The organism is Winogradskyella tangerina (assembly GCF_003260205.1).
In the GTDB taxonomy this organism is placed as follows: Bacteria; Bacteroidota; Bacteroidia; order Flavobacteriales; family Flavobacteriaceae; genus Winogradskyella; species Winogradskyella tangerina.
Genome location: NZ_QERF01000011.1, coordinates 121,203 through 142,321, shown reverse-complemented (window position 1 = coordinate 142,321; position 21,119 = coordinate 121,203). Strand labels below are relative to the sequence as shown.

The window sequence follows — 21,119 nt, the reverse complement described above, 5'->3', positions numbered from 1 at the left end:
TAAATCGTTTTATTATTTACTTTACTGTTCAAAAGACAAAGATTTGTTACCCTAATTTTTTATTTTTTTTCAGAAGGATGAAAATTAGAACACAAAAAATGATAAGAATGCCCCATATATAAAGGGGTGTTTTCTCAACTAAATTTATTTCACCAGAATCTCCAATGAGCACAAATGAAGCCCAGTAATATGGAGACGCATCGCTTAATGAATTTGATTCGAGATAATTCAATTTTGCATTATGAAGCGCCAACGATTTGTCTTGGCCATTTTTTAAGTTTGAATAAAAGGACTCCACTAAATTTAAGGTAGTTCGATCGTTAACTTCCCACAAGGTGGGCATCACGCTTTTAGAACCAGCATTAAAAAATCCTCGCGATAAACTCATTACACCTTCACCTTTATATAATTCCCCTAAAGAGGTGTTACAGGCACTTAAAACCACTAACTCAGCTGAATTATTAAAATTATAAAGCTCATTCAAAGTGGCGACATCATCATAAAACGAAATTTTCGGACTTATACTGTCAGAGGCATTTGCATGTGAAGCTATATGTATGATCTGGTAATCGTTAGTGTGTTTGAAGAAATTTGCCTTAGTGGCTTTTTCGTTTGAATAGGTTTCAGCATTAAAAATTGAATCAATCACAGAAATTTCATATTCCGTATATGGTAAGGGTTCTAATGACTCAAACTCAATTGGCGCGAAGGCAACAATTGGATTGTTATTTTTTCTTTCGATTTTGTTATTCTCAGCTAAGAACGAAAGGCTGTATGCATAATTAACCTGATGATCATAGATTAAATAGCTAAGGTCTTTTTGCTGCGTACACAAAGGTTCAAAAGGTATATTTTGTAAATAATAATCTGGTATTATCGTGAGTGTTTTATCTTTTATAATGTCTCTAATTTCTGAAGGAATTAAAGCATTATACATTTTATGCGAAATGCGCGTGAAACGTTCAATATCGGTCTTCGTTTTAAATGGCTTGTCGATTAAACTACGGTAAGTAATAGCCATAGATTTAAGTGAATCTGCAGCTTCGATCTTAAAAAGTGTACGACTGGTTTTAGTAATTAATAATCCGTAACCATCTTTATCGTCTAATATATACTCTAAGTATGCTGTTTTATCATTTAAATATTGACTTTGAAAAACGTCGAGCGCCAATACCTTGGCCGGCTGATGGGTTTTAAAATATATCTGATTATCTGTGCTCAACGAATTAATAAAAGCGTCGTAATCGGCTTTGGCTAATAATAAATCACGCTGAAGCTCGTCAGAATTTGTGTTGTTTTTCTGTTTTTCTAATGCCGAAATTTTATCCCGAAGTAATTGCTCTTGTTCAATAAGATCTTTGGAGGCTTCCGAATTATTTCTCAAGGTTTTTATGGCTATATCTTCAAGTAAAACAAGCGCTTTATTTTTTTCAATATAATAGAAAGCAGCTTCAGGCTTTTTAAGATCGTAACAAACTTCTGTGGCTTTTATATAAAGATCGGTTGCCGTTTTTCGCCAGAATAGTTTAGACTTAAGATCAATATTTTCAATTCGAGCAAGGTCTATCAAATCATCCGCGAGTTCAATAGTTTTTAAGGCTTGCTCAAAATAATAGTCCTTTTTTTGTTGGCTGCTATGCGCTAATTCAATCCAAATATCAACTTTAGTGTCTAAGGTAGACACAACGTGTAACTTTTCATTTACATTTTTTAAAACATCCTTAGTTGGTAATGCAGTAATTTCAGGCAATTCAGTATTTGTAACATCACTCAAAGATAATTGTGCATACTGTAAAGCCTGATCAAAGTTTTCTGCATTCAAATGGTGATTGGCTAAATTTCGGGTAACGATGGTGTACATAATGCCATACGGACCAATATCTAAGGCCTTCATTAAATAACTTTCGGCACGTTCGTCTTTCTCCATCAGATAGGTGAAACCGAGATCATTATAGATGTTGACCAATTCGTAAGGGTTGTCTATGGTTTCGGCAATTTCTAAGGCTTTTAAGAGATGTTTTTCGGCAAGTTCAAAATTGTAATCAGTACGATCTGAATGAAGATTACCGAGAAGTTTGTAAATTTTAAATCGCCAGTCAGGGGCACAAGCTAACTCGTTAGATTCAATACGCGCTATAGTTTTGGTGGTTATATCAATACCATTTTTTAATGATTTAGTAGTGTTAATTCTGGTGCTGGTTTGTCCAATTCCGATGGTTGCTCGGATAATATTGAAATCATCATTAAGACTTTCTGAGATGGACTTGCAGAGCTTGTAATATTCTAGCGCTTTATAATGATCGCGCTCAACAAAGTAGATCTCTGCCATTTTGAAGGTTGCAGAAATCGCATAGCTATCGGGCTCTTCATAATTTAATAGTCTTGAAAATGTCTCTAGCGCATCAATATTATTGCCATTTTTATTCTGATAAAAGCCTAAGCTAAATATATTTTTACGGATAAACGTTGGGTCGTTGTAATCCGAAGAAATCATTAACTCTAAATTCTCCTTATTTAGCGCTATGGCTTTGTCTAGGCTGTCTATTTTTCTATACCACTTAATGACCTCATAGTTATTATGAAATAAAGAATCGAAATTTTTGTTAGACTTATAAGAATTTAATATCTCCGAAGCTTGTATTTCCTTTTGCTCAACCGACATTTCATCATTGGTGAGAATTTCTTTAATGGATTGTGAACTAACTAATAGAGGAACTAATAAAAAAAATAGATAGGTAAAGAGTCGACATGGTTTTCGCATAAGCGAAATTAAAAAAAAGCGAATAATTATTATTATCCGCTTTTTAATTTATTTAGTTGAAGCATTGGCCGTAGCTTATAGTAAGATGTGGTTCGTCTGGATCTGGTGGAGGAGGAGGTGGTACGTTTTTATTCTTTTTTCCATTAGTGTCTGCCACCGTTGTATTGTTCGTGCCAGAACTTGTATTGGTTCCATCTGTGTTGTTGTCACCACCAGGGTCGTTATCAACTGGTGATAGCCCTATAGAAACTCTATAAGCATTGTATTCTTCTAAATCTACTATCCAACGTTCAATATTCTCACAAGTTGTACTTTCTGTAATTAGATAAATAGAAAAGTGGGTTGCCATTAAGTTTCGATAGTGAATGTTAAATGGTCCCGTATAAGGAGGATTGTTAGGATCATCATTATAACGATCTTCTACAATTTCCATATCTAAATATAAAAAGTAGACTTCGGTGTCTCCACCTGGTAATGGCGTTTCAGAATTTTGAGTGTTGTTAGCGGGCTGTTGGTTGCTATTTCTTTGCTGCGTGTTGAAATCCGATTTACTGGCCTCATCATCTGAGACTTTTTTTTCTGATACAACCTCAGCATCGAGATTGGCATCATTTTGGAGTTCATCTACAGAACAACTAAAGGCTAAAATTAGCGTCAATAGACTTAGAAATTTTAATTGTTTTGTTTTCATAATAAATATTGTTTTACCCTTGTGTTCATAAAAATATATATTTGTTACCCACTAAAATTAATTTTCTTTTAATTTTAACTAACATGAATGAACCGAGGTATTATTTAGAAGGGTTGGTTACAAATAATGAGTCAGTTGTTAAAGATATTTATCAAAAATCATTCCGAAATGTAATACGCTTTGTTTCAAATAATAAGGGTAGAAGAGAGGATGCTGAAGATATATTTCAAAAGGCATTATTACAACTCGCCGTAAGATATAAGAAAGAAAAGTTCGAAATTAAATCAAGTTTTGAGGCGTATTTGTTTACAGTTTGTAAAAATTTATGGCGTCGCGAATTAAATAAGTCGAAATTAAAGGTAACAAATGATGCTGTTATTGAACTGAATAGTGAAGATGACGATATTGCTGTATCAGTTTTAGAACAAAAACGATGGGAATTATTCACTGAAGCCCTGGAATTAATTTCTGAAAACTGTAAAGCCATTCTGAAATTATTTTTTGCTAAGGTATCTTATGCAATAATGGTTGAACAGTTTAATTATAATTCTGAAACAGTTGCAAGGCAACGAGTATTTAAGTGTAAAAATAAATTAAAGGATCTAGTGAAAAGTGATGTTCGCTATAACGAACTCAAGAGTTTATGAATATTGAGGATGACATATTAATTGAAAAATTTCTCAGAGACCAATTATCTGAAGCCGAAAGAAGTTTGTTCACAGAACGATTAGAAGTTGACGCCGATTTTAAGACGCAATTTACGATCGAGAAACAACTCTTTGAGACGCTTGATGAGCAGAATTGGAGCTTTATTGATTCAAATAACGAACACGTAGATAGTTACAAAAAGATTCTCGCTTCAGACGATATACAAAGCTTAAAAAAAACACTAATCGCGACTAACGCCAGCCAGAACGATAATGGTAAACCTTCAAATAGCACGCGTAGATTATTCTATTATTTAGCCGCTGCTTCGATTGTTATCTTTTTAGGTTTTCAGTTCTTTTTCAATCAGAATATTACTTCCGAAGCGCTTTATAATGATTATGTGAACCTAGATGGTTTGCCTTCTTTCGTTTCGAGAAATGACACCGAAAACAAATTATCTGAAGCGCAAAAACTATTTCAAGATGAAAAATATGAAGAGGCTTTGATAATTTTTGAATCAGAATTAAATTCTGCAGAAGCAAAGGGCAATGTTCTGATTTATCAAGGTATATCTCAAATACAACTCAAAAGATATTCTGAAGCAGAAATAACGTTCAATACGTTAATTAATAGCGATTTAATCGATGCTGAAAAAGGCTATTGGTATAAAGCACTATTGTATCTCAAACAAGATAAGGTAGACGATGCTAGAAATCTATTACATAAGATCAAAGACGAAAAGCTTTTCAATTTTGAAAATGCATCAAACTTGCTTAAAGAATTAGACTGAGTCGTTTTATTTCTTATTAAAAATACCCTTCCAACGTAGCTGCCTAATAAATTTACCTTCGACCTCCGAAACCAAGAAATCAACACCCTTAGATTTTGACTTAAAGTAGCCATTTATGTAATCTTTAAATAAGCGAAAACTACGCTTTTTATAGGCCAATTTTAAGGCCGATAATAAAGTGATCCAAAACCCATAACGCATTTTATACATGGCTTCACCTTGTAAATACTTAGAGGCTTTGTTATAAGATTGGCCGGTAGGTTTAAGATGCTTCACATGCAAGGTCTCGTCGGTTAAGATCTCCCAACCGTGAAATTTGGCTAATAATTCATCAACCGTATCCCATCCCATCGATGGTTTAATTTGCCCAATTTGTTCAAAGCATTCTTTTTTATAGGCTTTCAATGCACCACGAATATGATCCTTTCGAGTTAAGTTTTCTAAAATCCAGTTGCCGTTTTTTTCAATATAACAGAAACCTGCTGCCATGCCTAATTTTGAATTAGACTTGAAATGATCAGCAATCTTTTCTAAATAGTTATTCGGGAAAATAAGATCGGCGTCAAATTTACATATGATGTCAAAATCTTGATCTAAGATCTCCAGTCCTTTATTGAAAGCTTTTACAATTTTAGAACCCGGTAAATGCGCATCAGAACTATTGTTATTAATAAGGGATATCCAAGGATGGCTTTCCGCAAATTCTTCGACAATGGTTTGCGTATTGTCGGTTGAATTATCATTTACAACAACAAGCTTTTTGGGCAAAAATGTCTGCTCGGTCAAAGAGCGTATAGTTTTACCGATATATTCAGCTTCGTTATGCGCAGGAATGATGATGTAGAAGTTCAAAATTGATATGAAATTTCATCAAAGTTAAACTCTTTCAGCATAAACAATATAATAGCGATCGGTAAATTGTCTTAAAATAGGTCTGATGCCTAATTTCTTCACAGGATTGGTCCATTTAGCAGAGTCCTTGATCGTCCAGCCAGTTTTTTCTAATAACCAATCGAGTTGCCAGTCTTCAAATTCGTGATAATGTCTATCCCATTTATCAGTAGCGCTTCTATAGGCTGGGGCAAACCATAATCTTAAGGGTACACTGATTACCAACTTATTGGCCTTAATAGATTTTAAAACTTCATAAGGGGATAAAAGATGCTCAAAAATTTCAAAGGCCGTTACAACGTCAGCACTAGAATTTTCGATAGTGGTTCGGTCTTCATCAAGGTCTTCACCTTTGGTGTTTTCAACTTGGTAGCCTTCAGCTGTCATGATTTCAGAGAAAGGATTTGTTACTCCTAAATCTAAAATGGACTCAGATGTTGATACATGTTTTTTTAGAAATTCAAGGGTAAGCCTGAATCTTTTATTTGGAAAGGTTTTCTCGTACATACGAGTTCACAATTAATATCTGTAAACTATAGCATTGATATGCATACCCGCACCTACACTAGCAAATATGATGATATCGCCTTTATTGATCTGGTGTTTTTCGAGTTTGTTGTTTCTGATGAGATCGAAAAGCGTCGGAACCGTAGCCACAGAACTATTACCCAGTTTATGAATGCTCATTGGCATGATATCTTCTGGCGCTTTAGCTTTGAATAATCGATAAAAACGTTTTATTATGGCCTCATCCATTTTTTCATTAGCCTGATGGATCAATACTTTTTTCACTTCTGAAATATCCACACCACTTTTATCCAGACAGTCTTTCATCGCCTGAGCGACGTTGGTCAGCGCAAATTCATAGATCTTTCGACCGTGCATTTTTATATAACGTGTGTCTGGACATAATTCTTTATTATTCGAATTTCCGAAGAACAAATAATAAGCTTCGTCATAAGTAAAAGAAGCAGATTCGTGGGCCAAGATACCTGACTCGTCATTATCAATTGCTTCAACAATACTTGCACCTGCGCCATCAGAATAGATCATAGAGTCGCGGTCGTGCTTATCAACCACACGAGACAAGGTTTCTGTACCAATAACTAAACAGCGTTTGGCTATGCCTGCTTTAATAAATGCCTGTGCTTGAATAACACCTTCAACCCATCCAGGACAACCAAAAAGAATATCGTAAGCAACACATTTTGGATTTTTAATTCTTAGGCGGTGCTTTATTCGCGAAGCTAAACAAGGTAAAATATCACTTTGGATGGTATTTGCTTTTACATCTCCAAAATTGTGAGCACAAATAATATAGTCGATCTCTTCAGGATCTACATTAGCATCATCTATTGCTTTTTGAGCAGCCAAAAATCCAATATCTGATGAGACTAATTGATCGTCCGCATAGCGACGTTCAACAATCCCGGTAATAGCCTTAAACTTTTCTACAATAACCTCATTTGGGTAGTCTATCGATGATCCGTCTGAATTTAAAAAAGTATGTTGATGAAAATCCTCATTCCTTTCAATACTCTTTGGAATATAGCTACCTGTACCTGTGATTTTAATGCTCATATGCGACTTTATTTTTTATTTCTGTACACAAGTGGGCAAGGTAACCATATTTGATGAAATGAAAAGAATAGATGAAGATGTTTTACGATGTTCAACCGTTCATTTAGGCTTCAATATAATCCTCAATAGGTGCACAACTGCATATTAAGTTTCTATCGCCGTAGGCGTCATCAACACGTCTAACACTTGGCCAAAACTTGTTGTCTTTTACATAGTCTAATGGAAATGCAGCCTCTTGTCTTGTGTATGGTAATAACCATTCATCTGATGTCAGCATTGCCATGGTATGAGGTGCATTTTTAAGAACGTTATTAGGTTCTTCTTTTGAAGCTCTGTTAATCTCCTCTCTAATTGAGATCATTGCATCACAAAAACGGTCCATTTCAGCTTTGCTTTCACTTTCCGTTGGTTCTATCATCATGGTGCCTGCAACAGGGAATGAAACGGTTGGTGCATGGAATCCATAATCGATCAAACGTTTTGCAATATCTGTAACTTCAATGCCTTTTAATTTAAAATCACGACAGTCAATGATCATTTCGTGTGCAGCTCTGCCGTTTTCACCAGTATATAAAGTATCATAATAGCCTTCTAAACGCTCTTTGATATAGTTTGCGTTTAAGATAGCAACTTCGGTAGCTTGTCTCAATCCACTTGCGCCTAACATCTTAATGTATCCATAAGAAATAATACATGCTAATGAAGAACCAAATGGTGCTGCGGAAATTGCTGAAATCGCTTGATCACCACCAGTAGAAATTATTGGATTCCCAGGTAAAAATGGTACCAATTGTTCAGCAACACAAATTGGACCAACACCAGGGCCGCCACCACCATGAGGTATCGCAAAGGTTTTATGCAGGTTGAGGTGACACACATCAGCACCAATATTTCCAGGGTTTGTAAGCCCTACCTGTGCATTCATGTTAGCTCCGTCCATATAAACTTGTCCACCATTATCATGAATGATCTGAGTGATCTCTTTGATGGCCGACTCATAAACACCATGCGTAGATGGATATGTTACCATTAAAGCTGCAAGGTTATCTTTATGTAATTCTGCTTTTTCTCTTAGGTCATCCACATCAATATTTCCATCCTCAGACGCCTTGGTCACTACTACTTTCATTCCGGCCATTACCGCACTTGCAGGATTTGTTCCATGCGCAGATGAAGGAATTAAGCATATATTTCTGTGATGATCACCTCTTGCTTCATGATAAGCTCTAATTACCATCAGTCCAGCAAATTCACCTTGTGCACCAGAATTTGGCTGTAAAGATGTTGCAGCAAAACCGGTAACTTCCGTCAGTTGATCTTCTAAAGTTTTCAAAACAAAATGATAGCCTGCTGCTTGCTCTTCAGGAACAAACGGATGTATATTTCCCCAACTGCTCCAACTTAATGGTAGCATTTCGGAAGCGGCGTTGAGTTTCATGGTACAGGAACCTAGAGATATCATTGAATGATTCAAGGCTAAATCTTTACGCTCTAGTCTTTTGATATAACGCATTAATTCTGTTTCAGAATGATAAGAATTAAAAACATCATAAGTTAAAAAGTCAGTTTGGCGTTTTAATTCCGCTGGAATAGTATCTAATTCAGAAATTGAAACTACAGCTTCAGTTGAATTCCCAGTAACAGTTTCAAAAATGGAAACGATTTCATTGATGTCTGAAATTGAAGTTGTTTCGTTAATGGAAATGGTCACTGTATTTTCATCTGGATAAAAGAAATTCACTTCTTTTTTCTCAGCTTCGTTTTTAACTTTAGCAGCATCGGCTTTGATCTGGATGGTATCAAAATAATGCGAATTTACCTGGTCTAAACCGAGTGATTCTAAGGCTTTAGAAAGTGTCGACGTTGTGTTTTTCACCTTGTTAGCAATAAACGTCAAGCCCTTTGGTCCGTGATAAACAGCGTACATTCCAGCCATTACGGCTAGTAATACTTGTGCCGTACAGATATTAGATGTAGCCTTGTCGCGTTTTATATGTTGCTCTCTGGTCTGTAATGCCATACGTAAGGCTCTATGACCGTTCGCATCTTTTGTAACACCAATAATTCTACCAGGAACGTCGCGCTTGTAAGCTTCTTTTGTAGCAAAATAGGCTGCATGCGGACCACCATAACCCATCGGAATTCCGAAGCGTTGTGTGGTGCCAACTACAACATCAGCACCAAACTTTCCTGGTGCTTCTAATTTAATAAGACTTAAAATATCTGCGGCTACGGCTACTTTTATGTTAGAAGCGTTTGCTTTTTCAATAAACGATTTAATGTCTGTGATCTGGCCGTTCTTCCCTGGGTATTGTAGTAACGCCCCGAAGAATTCCTCGTTATGTTCGAATGCCGATTCATCACCAATAACGAGTTCAATACCAATAGGTGTAGCTCGAGTTACGAGTAGTGCAATTGTTTGAGGTAGAACTAAGTCTGAGACAAAAAATTTATTGATACCAGCTTTCTTTTGCGCTCGTTCTCTAACAGCAAATAAAAGACTCATGGCCTCGGCTGCTGCTGTACTTTCATCTAAAAGTGAAGCGTTTGCAATTTCCATTCCGGTGAGGTCAATAATCATGGTTTGGAAATTCAATAAAGCTTCTAAACGACCTTGAGCGATCTCTGCCTGATATGGTGTGTAGGCTGTATACCAGCCTGGGTTTTCTAAAATATTTCGTTGAATAACAGCTGGTAAATTTGAAGGATGATATCCCAACCCTATGTATGATTTATAAACCTTGTTGAGTTGCGAAAGCTTGTAAATATGACTTAAATAGTCTTGCTCACTCATAGGAGCATCTAAATCAAGTTCCTTGTTAAGACGGATTCCTGCCGGAATAGTTTCAGAAACCAATTGCTCAATACTAGTAACACCAATAGTGTTTAGCATGGCTTTTTGTTCGTCTAAATTCGGTCCGATGTGTCTAAGTGCAAAAGAGGTCGTATCCATTCTAAATTCAGCTATTTTTTTTGATATGCAAAAATACGGAAATAGCCATAGTTTTTAGTTAATGAATATTAAAGTTTTTAACTGAAAATTAGGTTTATTAACACAATGATTATTTTTGTTTAATGACAATTCTTAAGCAGTTACTCAATTTTTATATCAACAGTAGTATTCACGTCGCTCTAGCCGTGTGTGCACTCACTTGGGTCACTATTCTTCAGTTTGATGTAAGCTTAGACAAAACTGTCCTTTACTTTGTCTTTTTCGCGACAATTACTGGATATAATTTTATAAAATATTTTGGTGTAGCCCGATTTCATCATAGGCGATTAGCCGGATGGCTTAAAACGATACAGTTATTTTCATTTTTTGCCTTCCTTGCAATGTGTTATTTCGCCCTTCATTTGCAGTTAAAATCTCTTTTGTATTTAGTGCTTTTTGGGCTTATAACTTTTTTATATGCTATACCTTTATTTCCTTTAGAATATTACAAAAATGAGCAGAAGAACTTAAGACAGATTGGTGGCTTGAAGATCTATGTAATTGCCTTAGTTTGGGTATTTACCACTGTATTTTTACCGCTTATCGACCAGGGAGTTCATATTAGTACAGACATCATAATTGCCGCAGTTCAGCGATTTATACTTGTGATTGTTCTCACTTTACCCTTTGAGATCAGAGATCTAAATTTTGACAGTATTAAGCTAGCTACTATACCTCAGAAAATTGGAGCTAAAAACACCAAGTTTATTGGAGTGATTTTGCTTGTTGTGTATTTTCTACTTGAATTTTTCAAAGACGAATTAAGTAGCAACGCCATCATTTCAACCTTGATTATGTTGATAATAACCTTCTTACTACTGATCTTTTCAAATAAAGATCAATCCAAGTATTATAGTGCTTTGTGGGTTGAAGGTGTGCCTATTTTTTGGCTAGGACTTTTACTGATGCTTGGCTAATTCTTTTTCGAATTCTTGTTTGAGTTTATCGCGCTCATTATTATTTAAGCAATCAACTTCGGCCTTATTAATAGCATCCGTTAACTTATTATTTCTACTTGAATAAGCCTTAGTTATACGACACCAAGAGAGTCTTATGCCTAGTTTAACACGCTCCCAACCAGTTGCTTCACCATATTGCCTTTTGTCGCATATATGTTGAGCTTCTTCACAGCTTATAAATAAAAAACTTTTCTTCATTGTATTAAAACCAATTTTTTTCCATGCATTCCGCTAATGCGGTTCGGGCTCTATGGATAATAACCCAAAGGTTAGACGCAGTAATTCCTAATTCATTACAAATTGTTTCAGTATCGTAACCTAGAATGGTTTTCATTTTAAAAACTTCAGCTTGCTTTTCAGGTAGTTTAGCCATGCAATCGTATATGGCATCACCTAATTCTGAGTTTTCTAATTTATCTTCAGCCGTTTTATCAAACGGATCTGCAACGCGTTCTTCTAACCAATCTCCTTCAGCTTCACTGTCGCTATTATAGTTCATTCGTACTTCGGCCTTGCCTTTGTTTGAATTGATCTTGCGATAATAATCAATTATTTTTCGCTTTAATATTGAAATCAACCATGTACGCTCACTGGCTTCACCCTTAAAATTCGCCATGGATTTGAGTCCGGCCAAAAATGTTTCCGAAACTAAATCTTGTGCCATTTCCCTATCGCTAACTCTCGAAATCGTGTAGTTAAATAGGTAGTCTGAATACAAGTTTATCCAGTTATTTGGGTTTATTTTATGGTCAGCCATTTATGATTCTCATTGCTTGACCAAAAATAGGATAAAATATTTACTTCTAAAATAGCTCAAGATCATTTACTGCTTTTTGGTAGCGCTAATGATGTAGTATCCAAAACTTTTCATATGCAAACCTGAAAGTAATGCGTAAAATGAGCCTTTCAGGTTGTGTGTACTTTCACCCTTAATTTTGTTGAAATTCAGCAGTTTTTTCAAAATAAATCCAATGATCGCAAAGGGCACATGAAGAACTGAAGGTGCCACCCTAAATGATATGTCTTCAACTTTGATGTCTTCAAAACCGAGCGCTTCCAGTTGCTCTTTTATATAGTGATGCGTTTCGAGTTTTTCTAAATTCCAGTGGCTACAGAGGTTATCGTAAGCGTATTTTCCTCCTTTGCAAAGCTGCGACCTGTCTTTCTTTAAAAAGGCATCGGCGATCACGAAGCGGCCACCAGGTTTTAAAATTCGGTGCATCTCCTTGAGCGAATTGTAGTTGTGGCCCGAGTGACAAAAACTTTCTATGGCCACGGCAGAATTAAAAGAATTAGATTGAAAAGAAGTTTGATTATAATTTTCTTTCAGAATGATTCCATTGAGACCTTTAAGAAATTCATTACCCTTTTGAACTTGAAAGTCAGATAAGGTAACGCCATAGGCCAGTACATTTTTGAAATGTTTGAGGGCGTAACGCATGGTTCCGCCCATACCACATCCTAGATCGACAAGTCGGTTTTTGGTATTTCCAATTCTAAGTCGTTTTATGACTTGATGATTCATTTGATTCAGCATGGAATCGCGCTTAAATGGATTGGTCTTAAAAGGAATGAAATAGCCAAAATGCATATTAAAATCCTTACTCCAAAACTCATAATCTTCGGTAGCTTCGTTATAGAAGTCTACCATATCGATTCGGTTTTGCTCTTGATGGCGGGTATAGGGTATGGCTTGTGTTTTCATGATATTAAAGTTTAGGAAGTTTCCATACAATATGGTTGTGCGGAATTGCACTAGATTTTAAATTATCCTCTTGGGTATTTACATCCCAGATTATTTTAAGTTTTTGTAAAATCCAAACTAACATCCATCCGAAATCAACTTCATACCATTTTGATGAGAATTTTGCTGAAGTTGGATAGGAATGATGGTTGTTGTGGAATCCTTCACCAAAGGAAATTAATCCAAGAAAGATATCATTATAACCACTTTCATCAGCGTTTTTTATTTCATGTCTGGCATAACCGTATTTATGTGAAGCATAACCGATGTACCAGTGTCCAAGAATTATGATTGAGGTTCTAAAAGTTGTAGCAATCAGCATACTATTAAGACCTAGTAGAACATATATTATTACCATAAATGCTGCATAATGTATTATCCATGTATTGCCTAACCACTTTAGTGTTTTGTCATTAAGATCTTTCTTTGGAATATTATACAGAGTAATATCTTTTGGGATGAAGGTTAAATGAAGATTCCAAATATAGTCTGTTGATAAGGAGTGTTTATATTGAAAATATCTTGGACAGTCTTTTCTATTTTGCCAATAGTCCCGAAAATAGTGCTGCTTTAACCAATTTAAAGGATTACCAAGACCTGTAAGTACGAATAAATACAATGAAATTATTCTGAATACTTTCGAAGTTTTATATGACTTATGAATAATGCCGCGATGCAATCCAACAGAATGACCAATTCCGACCGTTAAAAACAATAGCGAAACATTAAGAATAATATCCGTAGAAGTAATCATTGAAAAATCAATAAATACTAATGACAATAGCATGAGGTATAACCACAAGGTTTTAATCAAAGAAAATCTAATAGTTCCTGCATTGTTTTGAAGTGTATTCATCATAATTTTATAGTTTTTAAACTTTCAAAAAATATTGAAAATTAGATTTAAAAAAATATATTTTACTTCATTAGCTTTATTACTGATTTTGTCAGCCAGTTTTGTTTTTGATTAACAAGTTTGTTCATTAAAGCATCAAGATCGTCCGTAAGTTCGCGTAGTGCCTTTGTTTGCTTGATTAATTCTTTTGTTTTTTCTGTGCCGTCATCTTTAATAGAGGACACTTCTTCCAAGACTTTAATAACAGGTTTTATTTCTCTTCGGCTGCGTTCTTTTGCTATTGTTCGTGCTAATTCTTGGACATCTTTTTCCGTGGTGAAAAACTCCTTGCGCTCTCCAGAAACTAAAACTTTGGTTACGATTCCCCAATCAATAAGTTGTCTGAGGTTCATGCTTGTATTGCCTCGTGAAATTTTTAGCTCCTCCATGATGTCTTCCATAGACAATGGTTTTGTAGAAATAAATAGAAGGGCTTGTATTTGAGCCATTGCCTTATTTATGCCCCAAAGTGTGCCTAAACTTCCCCAGGTACTTATAAACTTTTCTTTTGCTTCTACATATTCCATATCACAAATATACAAATATTTTTAAACTTTCAATAATTATTGAAAGTTTATATTTTGCTAAAATTTGCTATATTGGATTAAAATAGTACCCAAATGAAAACAAAACTACTATGTCTCTTATTACTTGTATGTGGGATATCTCAGGCTCAAATAGAGCTTGTGCCCAATCCTTGTGACATCAATTCAGGGACACTTACTTTTAAGTATGGCGAATTCGGAGATTACTCTGTTTTTGATCCGCTGAGTGATCCTAATCTTTATCTGTATACTGGATTACAGACCGATGCTGACCCAATGACATGGGATTATCATGATGATTTCTCGGACGTTTCTACTATGATTCCATTAACTTTCGATTCTGGTTTGGGGTATTATGTAGCAACTTTCAACCCGGCGACAAGAACCTACCTCGAGGAGCCTAATTTAAATACGACGACTATTCCGAATGGAACTGAGGTATTTGATTGGTATTTTCTTATTACAAATTCAGACCAATCTAGGCAATCAGCAGATTTACAGGGTAGTGCCTATGGTTTTGGTTCGGCTGTATTATCGGTTGATTCTTTTAAAATTTCCAATAACGTCAGTGTTGGTAATGGTACAATAACATTCAACAGTCCGGCACAATATGAAGTTTCTGTTTATGATTTGCTTGGAAAACGTGTTTTTAATAAAACGCTTAACATCACATCGCAAACTACCTTTGATTTTCAATTGCGAAATACAGGAGTTTACCTCGTAAAGATTTTAGCAGAAAATTCAAGTACTACTTTAAAAATGTTACGCTATTGACAATTCGGTACCGGTTTCATTTGATGTAATTATTTCATGCTTTAAATTTTTGATTGTAGGATTTTTTGTATAATATTACTTGCAATTAAATCAATTAAACATAAACCAAACTTTTGTTAGCCTAACTATCCATTCAATATGAAACTAACTTATCTGAAAAAGCCCTTACTATTAATCTTTGGATTCTTATTGGTTTTATCGTGTAGCTCTGATGACAGCGATCCGCCACAAAACACACCCGATTTTGCCATGACCTTTAGATTAAATGGTGAATACTACGAGGTAAATAATCCTTTTGGTGATAATAAATTCTCTAACACTAATATTTTTACGAGTTATCCGATAGAGGACTTTGTCCTTTTGCAAGGGAGAAACGGTTTATTAGGTGCTATTGAAATTGACCTATGGCTAAAAAGAGATCAGATCATTGCAGGTACAACATACCAAGTCGATAATGATACGGATGGGGCAGGTGATACCACGCATATTGACTTGATCGATAACAGCAATAACTTCTTTGAAAGCACTGTTTCAGGAGAAGTCAATGTGCTTACGGTCGATACCGAAAACAAGATTGTAACGGGTACATTCGAATTTGTAGCTCAAGATTTTTCTGATCCAGCTAATACGACCATAAACGTTACCGAAGGTACCTTCAACTACATTTACGAAGAATAGTAAAACTTATTTTATCAATCCGGCTCTTCTCAATAAGGCGTCTGGTTTTGGTTCATGACCTCTAAATTTTTTATAGAGCGTCATTGGGTTTTCTGTACCTCCTTGCGAGAGAACATAAGCTTTAAACTTGTTAGCAACTGTTTTGTTAAATATGCCTTCTTCCTTGAAATACTCAAAGGCATCGGCATCTAAAACTTCAGCCCATTTATAGCTGTAATACCCTGAAGAATAGCCTCCTTGAAAAATATGAGCAAAAGCAGTACTCATACAATTTTCTGCAACTTCTGGATATAATTGTGTTTCACTGAACGCTTCTGTTTCATGTTTTTTAACCGACGTGATATTTACGGGAGATCTACCGTGCCATGCCATATCGAGCATGCCAAAACTCAATTGACGTAAAGTTTGCATACCTTCATGGAACGTTGCTGAGGCTTTGATCTTCTCTATCAATTCCAGAGGAATTACTTCACCGGTCTTATAGTGGGTTGCAAATAACTTTAAGGTTTCTTCTTCGTAGCACCAATTCTCTAAAATTTGGCTTGGAAGTTCAACGAAATCCCAGTAAACATTAGTCCCCGATAAACTAGGATATGTTGTATTAGCCAGCATGCCGTGAAGGGCATGTCCGAATTCATGGAACAAGGTTGTCACTTCGTTGAAGGTTAGCAAAGAAGGTTTACTTTTTGTTGGTTTAGTGAAGTTACAGACAATTGAAACATGAGGTCTTTCATTCACGCCATTTTTGATCATCTGTGGCTTGAATGACGTCATCCAGGCGCCATTGCGTTTACCAGCACGTGGAAAAAAATCAGCATAAAAAATCGATACTAAATGGCCATCGGCGTCTAACACTTCATAAGTTAAAACGTCCTCGTGATATTTGTCGATAGTGTTGATTTCTTCGAATTTAAGACCGAACAATTTTTCAGCTACCGTAAATGCACCATCAATAACATTTTCAAGTTTAAAATAAGGCTTAAGTTGTTCATCATCTAAACTGAATAATTTCTGTTTGAGTTTCTCTGAATAGTAAGCTGAATCCCATTTCTGAATCTGTTCAATACCATCGAGTTCCTTGGCAAAACTTTCAAGATTTTTAAATTCTTTTTCAGCAGCTGGCTTCGCTTTCTCCAGTAAATCTTGAAGAAAGGAATTCACCTTATCTGGTGTCTCGGCCATACGCTCTTCAAGCACAAAATGTGCATGTGTATCGTATCCCAAAAGCTGAGCACGTTCAAAACGTAAATTGGCAATTTTTAAAACAATATCCTGATTGTCTAGATGGTCATTTTTAAAACCTTTACTTCCAAAGGCTTTAGATAATTTCTCCCTGAGTTGTCTGTTATCGGCATAGGTCATAAACGGAATATAACTCGGGTAATCCAAGGTTATTAGCCAGCCTTCTTTGCCTTTACTTTCAGCGAGTTGTTTTGCTGCTTCCTTGGCGCCATCAGGTAATCCTGATAGATCATTCTCGTCCGTTAAGAGCATTTCAAACTTGTTGGTTTCGGCTAAAATGTGTTCTCCAAACTTTAGCTTCAACTGACTTAATTCTTTATCAATTGCGCGTAGTCGTTCTTTTTTGTCTTCTGGTAAATTTGCACCGTTACGAGAGAAGCTTTTATATTTTTTATCTAATAAAGTCGCTTGCTCGGTAGAAAGATCTAAGTCAGGTTTTGAATTGTAAACCGTTTTTATACGTTTGAATAGATCCTCATTGAGGGTAATATCATTACTAAATTCTGATAGCAGTGGAGAAACTTCTTGGGCAATTTTCTGAATTTCATCATTAGTTTCGGCTGAATTCAGATTGAAAAAAATACTTGAAATTCGATCTAATTCTTCACCTGAATAATCTAGGGCTTCTATAGTGTTTTCAAAATTTGGTAATTCTGAATTACTTGTTATCGCATCAATTTCAGCTCTTGCTTTTTCGATAGCTGCTTTAAATGCAGGTAAAAAATCTTCATTATTTATTTGAGAAAAAGGTGCTGTATTGTAAGGAGTTAGAAAGGATTTATTTAGAATTGTCATAATTTGAATCGTCTATATTTTCTTACGTATAATGTTGATAATGTGAATTTTAACTTGATTTTAAGATGAAGAACATCTTGTTGTTTGTTAAGTTTTAGTTATTTTTGCATCATCTTTTTGAACTAATATCAATTTGTTCTGAAGGATTGGTTAATAGCAAAGTAAGCCTCGACGTATGTTGGGGCTTTTTTTATAGGTCTTTTGCCGAGTCGATGACTTTAGCCTTGAGTCCTTCTTTGTAAACAATAACCTTATCTAAAATGCACTGGTCTGCACTACCTAAGATCTGTGCAGCGAGAATTCCAGCATTTTTAGCCCCATTGAGTGCAACAGTTGCGACAGGGACACCGCCTGGCATTTGTAAGATAGAAAGTACAGAATCCCATCCATCTATTGAATTGCTACTTTTTACAGGTACGCCAATAACTGGTAAGGGTGAAAGTGAAGCTACCATTCCAGGCAAGTGTGCCGCACCACCAGCGCCAGCAACAATAACTTTGATGCCACGAGTATGCGCATTTTTACCATAATCGAACAATTTATCGGGCGTACGATGTGCCGAAACTATATCAACTTCAACCTCAATATCAAATCCCTTTAAGATGTCTATAGCGTCTTGCATAACTGGCAAATCGCTCTTACTTCCCATAATGACTCCTACTTTACTCATAATTATTCACTGATTACTTCAATTGTTCGCTTTACTTGCTCTGCTATTTCGCGAGCCTTCATAATGTCTTTATCAACGATGGTAACATGACCCATTTTACGGAATGGTCTTGTTTGCTTTTTACCATAGATATGTGGTGTTACGCCATCCATCGCCATAATATCCTCAATATTTTTATAAACTACATTGCCTGTGTGATCTTCAGCACCAACCAAATTTACCATGACTCCGGCAACTTTACTTTCAGTGTTTCCTAGTGGAAGACCTAAAATACATCTGAGGTGCTGTTCAAATTGAGAGGTAAAGCTAGCTTCTATACTATAGTGCCCCGAATTATGTGGTCGTGGTGCAACTTCGTTTACTAAGATTTCGTCGTCTTCAGTCTGAAACATTTCAACCGCCAGTAATCCCACGTGTTCGAAGGCCGCAGCTGTTTTTAAGGCTACTAACTCTGCTTTTTTAGCAATGTCATCTGGTATTCTGGCCGGGCATATTACATATTCCACCTGATTGGCTTCCGGATGAAATTCCATTTCAACAACAGGATAGGTTTTTAAATGACCTTTAGAATTTCGGGCAACGATCACGGCCAATTCATTTTTAAATGGAATGAGGTCTTCGGCAATACATTCTACATTTGGTAAATCCACAAGGTCTGTATAACGCCTTACCACTTTGACGCCTTGCCCGTCGTAACCGAATCGGGCACTTTTCCAAACAAACGGATAGCTTAAACCTCCATTATCTACGGCATCGTTTATTTCAGAAGTATGCGCAAAGCGTGAAAATTCAGCAGTAGGAATGTTATGATCGCGATAAAATAATTTCTGATGTGCTTTATTCTGAATCGTTCTTAAGGTCTTCGCCGAAGGATATACTTTTATGCCTTCATCCTCTAAAGTTTCGAGGGCATCAACATTTACATTTTCAATCTCGATGGTAAGGACGTCAACCTGTTTTCCGAAGGACACCACGGTATCATAATCTAACAGATCACCGACGGTAAATTCATCGCAGGCTAGCCGCGCAGGGGCATCTTTACTCGGATCGATCACACAAGTGTAAACGTCAAACTTCCGTGTGTTATACAAGATCATTTTACCAAGCTGACCGCCTCCAAGAATTCCGAGTTTAAAGTTTGAAGAAAAATAATTCATATTTCCTTTCCACGACTGTGGAAATCTTTAAAAGATTTAACTTAATTTACGGCAAAAATACGCTAATTCTGCTATAAAAGTCTAAAAATAGAAACCAAAAATGGGCTTTCGATAATCATTTGATTATCTTTGCATTTCTAAAATAATAAGATGGTTGTAAAGCTTCACGATTTATACTTCAAACCGTTTATCTCTGAGCAAGAAATAGATGAGGCCGTACAAAAAATGGTAGATACCATTGCCGCAGATCTAGGCGACGAAATGCCTGTATTTGTTGGTATTTTGAATGGTTCCTTCATGTTTGTAAGTGATTTTGTGAAAAAATACCCTAAGCCATGCGAAGTTACTTTTATCAAGCTCGCGTCTTATGAAGGTGTGAAATCCACAGAAGATATTCAGCGTCTTATAGGATTAACTCAAGATCTTACTGGTAGAACTGTTGTTATTTTAGAAGATATCATAGACTCTGGGAATACGCTCGGTGAGGTGCACCGCATCTTCCAGAATGAAAATGTAAAGCAACTGCTCATCGCAACATTATTCTACAAACCGGAGGCTTACGACAAAGACTTTAAACTTCATTATGTTGGTAAAGAAATTCCGAATAAATTTATAGTTGGTTACGGCTTAGATTATAAAGGATTAGGAAGAGATTTACCAGATGTATATCAATTAAAAACTACACAACACATGACAAACATTGTGCTATTTGGACCTCCAGGAGCAGGAAAAGGAACGCAAGCTAATTTCTTAAAAGAAAAGTACGATCTCGTACATATTTCTACAGGTGATGTATTTCGATACAATATTAAAAATGAAACTGCCTTAGGAATGTTAGCGAAGTCCTACATGGATAAAGGTGACCTGGTGCCAGATCAAGTAACAATTGATATGTTGAACAAAGAGGTGGAGAAAAATGCAGATGCCAAAGGTTTTATTTTCGACGGTTTTCCTAGAACTAATGCACAAGCACAAGCACTCGACGAGTTAATGGATAGCAAAGACTCTCAGATCAACGCCATGGTTGCTTTAGAAGTTGATGACGAGGTATTAGTGCAGCGTTTACTTAAGCGTGGCGAAACAAGTGGAAGAGCTGATGACGCTGATGAAAGTATCATTAGAAATCGTATTAAAGAGTATTACGATAAGACTGCCATTCTTAAAGACTATTATTCTGATCAAAATAAGTATTTTGGTGTTGATGGGGTAGGAAGTATTGAAGATATTACCGTTAGATTGAGCGGCGTAATAGACCAACTCTAGTTTTTACCATTCGTTTATTTATTCAGGTAACGACTTTAATAAC

The 21,119-nt window shown here is 35.9% G+C and carries 20 protein-coding genes; 6 read left to right on the top strand and 14 right to left on the bottom strand.

What is annotated here, in order from left to right; all coding sequences use genetic code 11:
- Window positions 1-46: 46 nt before the first annotated feature.
- Together DDY94_RS15645 and DDY94_RS15640 are read right to left on the bottom strand one after the other, a co-directional pair.
- Window positions 47-2,761, bottom strand: coding sequence for a CHAT domain-containing protein (locus DDY94_RS15645; RefSeq protein WP_111685545.1), 2,715 nt, complete (start codon window positions 2,759-2,761; stop codon window positions 47-49).
- Between the two features lie 52 nt (window positions 2,762-2,813).
- Window positions 2,814-3,452, bottom strand: coding sequence for a hypothetical protein (locus DDY94_RS15640; RefSeq protein ID WP_111685544.1), 639 nt, complete (start codon window positions 3,450-3,452; stop codon window positions 2,814-2,816).
- A gap of 83 nt (window positions 3,453-3,535) precedes the next feature.
- Here DDY94_RS15640 and DDY94_RS15635 point away from each other — a divergent pair, with 83 nt between their 5' ends.
- Window positions 3,536-4,099, top strand: a complete 564-nt coding sequence (locus DDY94_RS15635; protein WP_111685543.1) for an RNA polymerase sigma factor — start codon at window positions 3,536-3,538, stop codon at window positions 4,097-4,099.
- On the top strand, window positions 4,096-4,890 hold the full coding sequence (locus DDY94_RS15630; RefSeq protein WP_111685542.1) for a tetratricopeptide repeat protein: 795 nt from the start codon (window positions 4,096-4,098) through the stop codon (window positions 4,888-4,890). Before DDY94_RS15635 ends, DDY94_RS15630 begins: the two co-directional genes overlap by 4 nt.
- Window positions 4,891-4,896: 6 nt before the next feature.
- Here the strand turns inward: DDY94_RS15630 and DDY94_RS15625 are convergent, their stop codons facing one another.
- The 4 genes from DDY94_RS15625 to gcvP all read right to left on the bottom strand — a co-directional run bounded on the left by DDY94_RS15625 (window position 4,897) and on the right by gcvP (window position 10,315).
- A complete protein-coding gene (locus tag DDY94_RS15625; RefSeq protein ID WP_111685541.1) occupies window positions 4,897-5,742 on the bottom strand; it encodes a glycosyltransferase family 2 protein in 846 nt (281 codons plus the stop codon).
- Window positions 5,743-5,766: 24 nt separating this feature from the next.
- Entirely contained in the window at window positions 5,767-6,288 is a 522-nt protein-coding gene (locus DDY94_RS15620) for a methyltransferase domain-containing protein (RefSeq protein WP_111685540.1), read from the bottom strand.
- 12 nt (window positions 6,289-6,300) lie between these two features.
- The gene (locus DDY94_RS15615; protein ID WP_111685539.1) at window positions 6,301-7,362 is read right to left on the bottom strand and encodes a 3-oxoacyl-ACP synthase III family protein; all 1,062 of its coding nucleotides are present in this window, start codon (window positions 7,360-7,362) and stop codon (window positions 6,301-6,303) included.
- 103 nt (window positions 7,363-7,465) lie between these two features.
- Window positions 7,466-10,315, bottom strand: coding sequence for an aminomethyl-transferring glycine dehydrogenase (gcvP, locus tag DDY94_RS15610; protein ID WP_111685538.1), 2,850 nt, complete (start codon window positions 10,313-10,315; stop codon window positions 7,466-7,468).
- A 122-nt stretch (window positions 10,316-10,437) separates the two neighbouring features.
- Between gcvP and DDY94_RS15605 the strand changes: the two genes are divergently transcribed.
- Complete coding sequence (locus DDY94_RS15605; protein WP_111685537.1) at window positions 10,438-11,271, top strand: UbiA prenyltransferase family protein; 834 nt, start codon at window positions 10,438-10,440, stop codon at window positions 11,269-11,271.
- Here DDY94_RS15605 and DDY94_RS15600 read toward each other — a convergent pair.
- The 5 genes from DDY94_RS15600 to DDY94_RS15580 all read right to left on the bottom strand — a co-directional run bounded on the left by DDY94_RS15600 (window position 11,254) and on the right by DDY94_RS15580 (window position 14,479).
- Window positions 11,254-11,511, bottom strand: coding sequence for a hypothetical protein (locus DDY94_RS15600; RefSeq protein WP_111685536.1), 258 nt, complete (start codon window positions 11,509-11,511; stop codon window positions 11,254-11,256). The two genes, DDY94_RS15605 and DDY94_RS15600, sit on opposite strands and share 18 nt — an antisense overlap.
- A 4-nt stretch (window positions 11,512-11,515) precedes the next feature.
- A complete protein-coding gene (locus tag DDY94_RS15595; RefSeq protein WP_111685535.1) occupies window positions 11,516-12,070 on the bottom strand; it encodes a sigma-70 family RNA polymerase sigma factor in 555 nt (184 codons plus the stop codon).
- Window positions 12,071-12,136: 66 nt separating this feature from the next.
- Entirely contained in the window at window positions 12,137-13,018 is an 882-nt protein-coding gene (locus DDY94_RS15590; protein ID WP_111685534.1) for an SAM-dependent methyltransferase, read from the bottom strand.
- A gap of 4 nt (window positions 13,019-13,022) precedes the next feature.
- Window positions 13,023-13,916 (bottom strand): fatty acid desaturase, encoded by an 894-nt coding sequence (locus DDY94_RS15585; protein WP_111685533.1) that lies wholly within the window; start codon window positions 13,914-13,916, stop codon window positions 13,023-13,025.
- Window positions 13,917-13,975: 59 nt separating this feature from the next.
- Window positions 13,976-14,479: a GbsR/MarR family transcriptional regulator gene (locus tag DDY94_RS15580; RefSeq protein ID WP_111685532.1), complete on the bottom strand. Its 504-nt coding sequence runs from the start codon at window positions 14,477-14,479 to the stop codon at window positions 13,976-13,978.
- Between the two features lie 93 nt (window positions 14,480-14,572).
- Between DDY94_RS15580 and DDY94_RS15575 the strand changes: the two genes are divergently transcribed.
- Window positions 14,573-15,271 (top strand): T9SS type A sorting domain-containing protein, encoded by a 699-nt coding sequence (locus DDY94_RS15575; protein WP_111685531.1) that lies wholly within the window; start codon window positions 14,573-14,575, stop codon window positions 15,269-15,271.
- 138 nt (window positions 15,272-15,409) lie between these two features.
- Window positions 15,410-15,949: a hypothetical protein gene (locus DDY94_RS15570; RefSeq protein WP_111685530.1), complete on the top strand. Its 540-nt coding sequence runs from the start codon at window positions 15,410-15,412 to the stop codon at window positions 15,947-15,949.
- Window positions 15,950-15,955: 6 nt separating this feature from the next.
- Here DDY94_RS15570 and DDY94_RS15565 read toward each other — a convergent pair whose 3' ends face one another.
- The 3 genes from DDY94_RS15565 to DDY94_RS15555 all read right to left on the bottom strand — a co-directional run bounded on the left by DDY94_RS15565 (window position 15,956) and on the right by DDY94_RS15555 (window position 19,813).
- Window positions 15,956-17,986 (bottom strand): M3 family metallopeptidase, encoded by a 2,031-nt coding sequence (locus tag DDY94_RS15565; RefSeq protein WP_111685529.1) that lies wholly within the window; start codon window positions 17,984-17,986, stop codon window positions 15,956-15,958.
- Window positions 17,987-18,176: 190 nt separating this feature from the next.
- A complete protein-coding gene (purE, locus tag DDY94_RS15560) occupies window positions 18,177-18,656 on the bottom strand; it encodes a 5-(carboxyamino)imidazole ribonucleotide mutase (protein WP_111685528.1) in 480 nt (159 codons plus the stop codon).
- Window positions 18,657-18,658: 2 nt separating this feature from the next.
- Entirely contained in the window at window positions 18,659-19,813 is a 1,155-nt protein-coding gene (locus DDY94_RS15555) for a 5-(carboxyamino)imidazole ribonucleotide synthase (RefSeq protein WP_111685527.1), read from the bottom strand.
- Between the two features lie 150 nt (window positions 19,814-19,963).
- Between DDY94_RS15555 and DDY94_RS15550 the strand changes: the two genes are divergently transcribed.
- Window positions 19,964-21,076 (top strand): adenylate kinase, encoded by a 1,113-nt coding sequence (locus DDY94_RS15550; protein WP_111685526.1) that lies wholly within the window; start codon window positions 19,964-19,966, stop codon window positions 21,074-21,076.
- The last annotated feature ends 43 nt before the right edge of the window (window positions 21,077-21,119 follow it).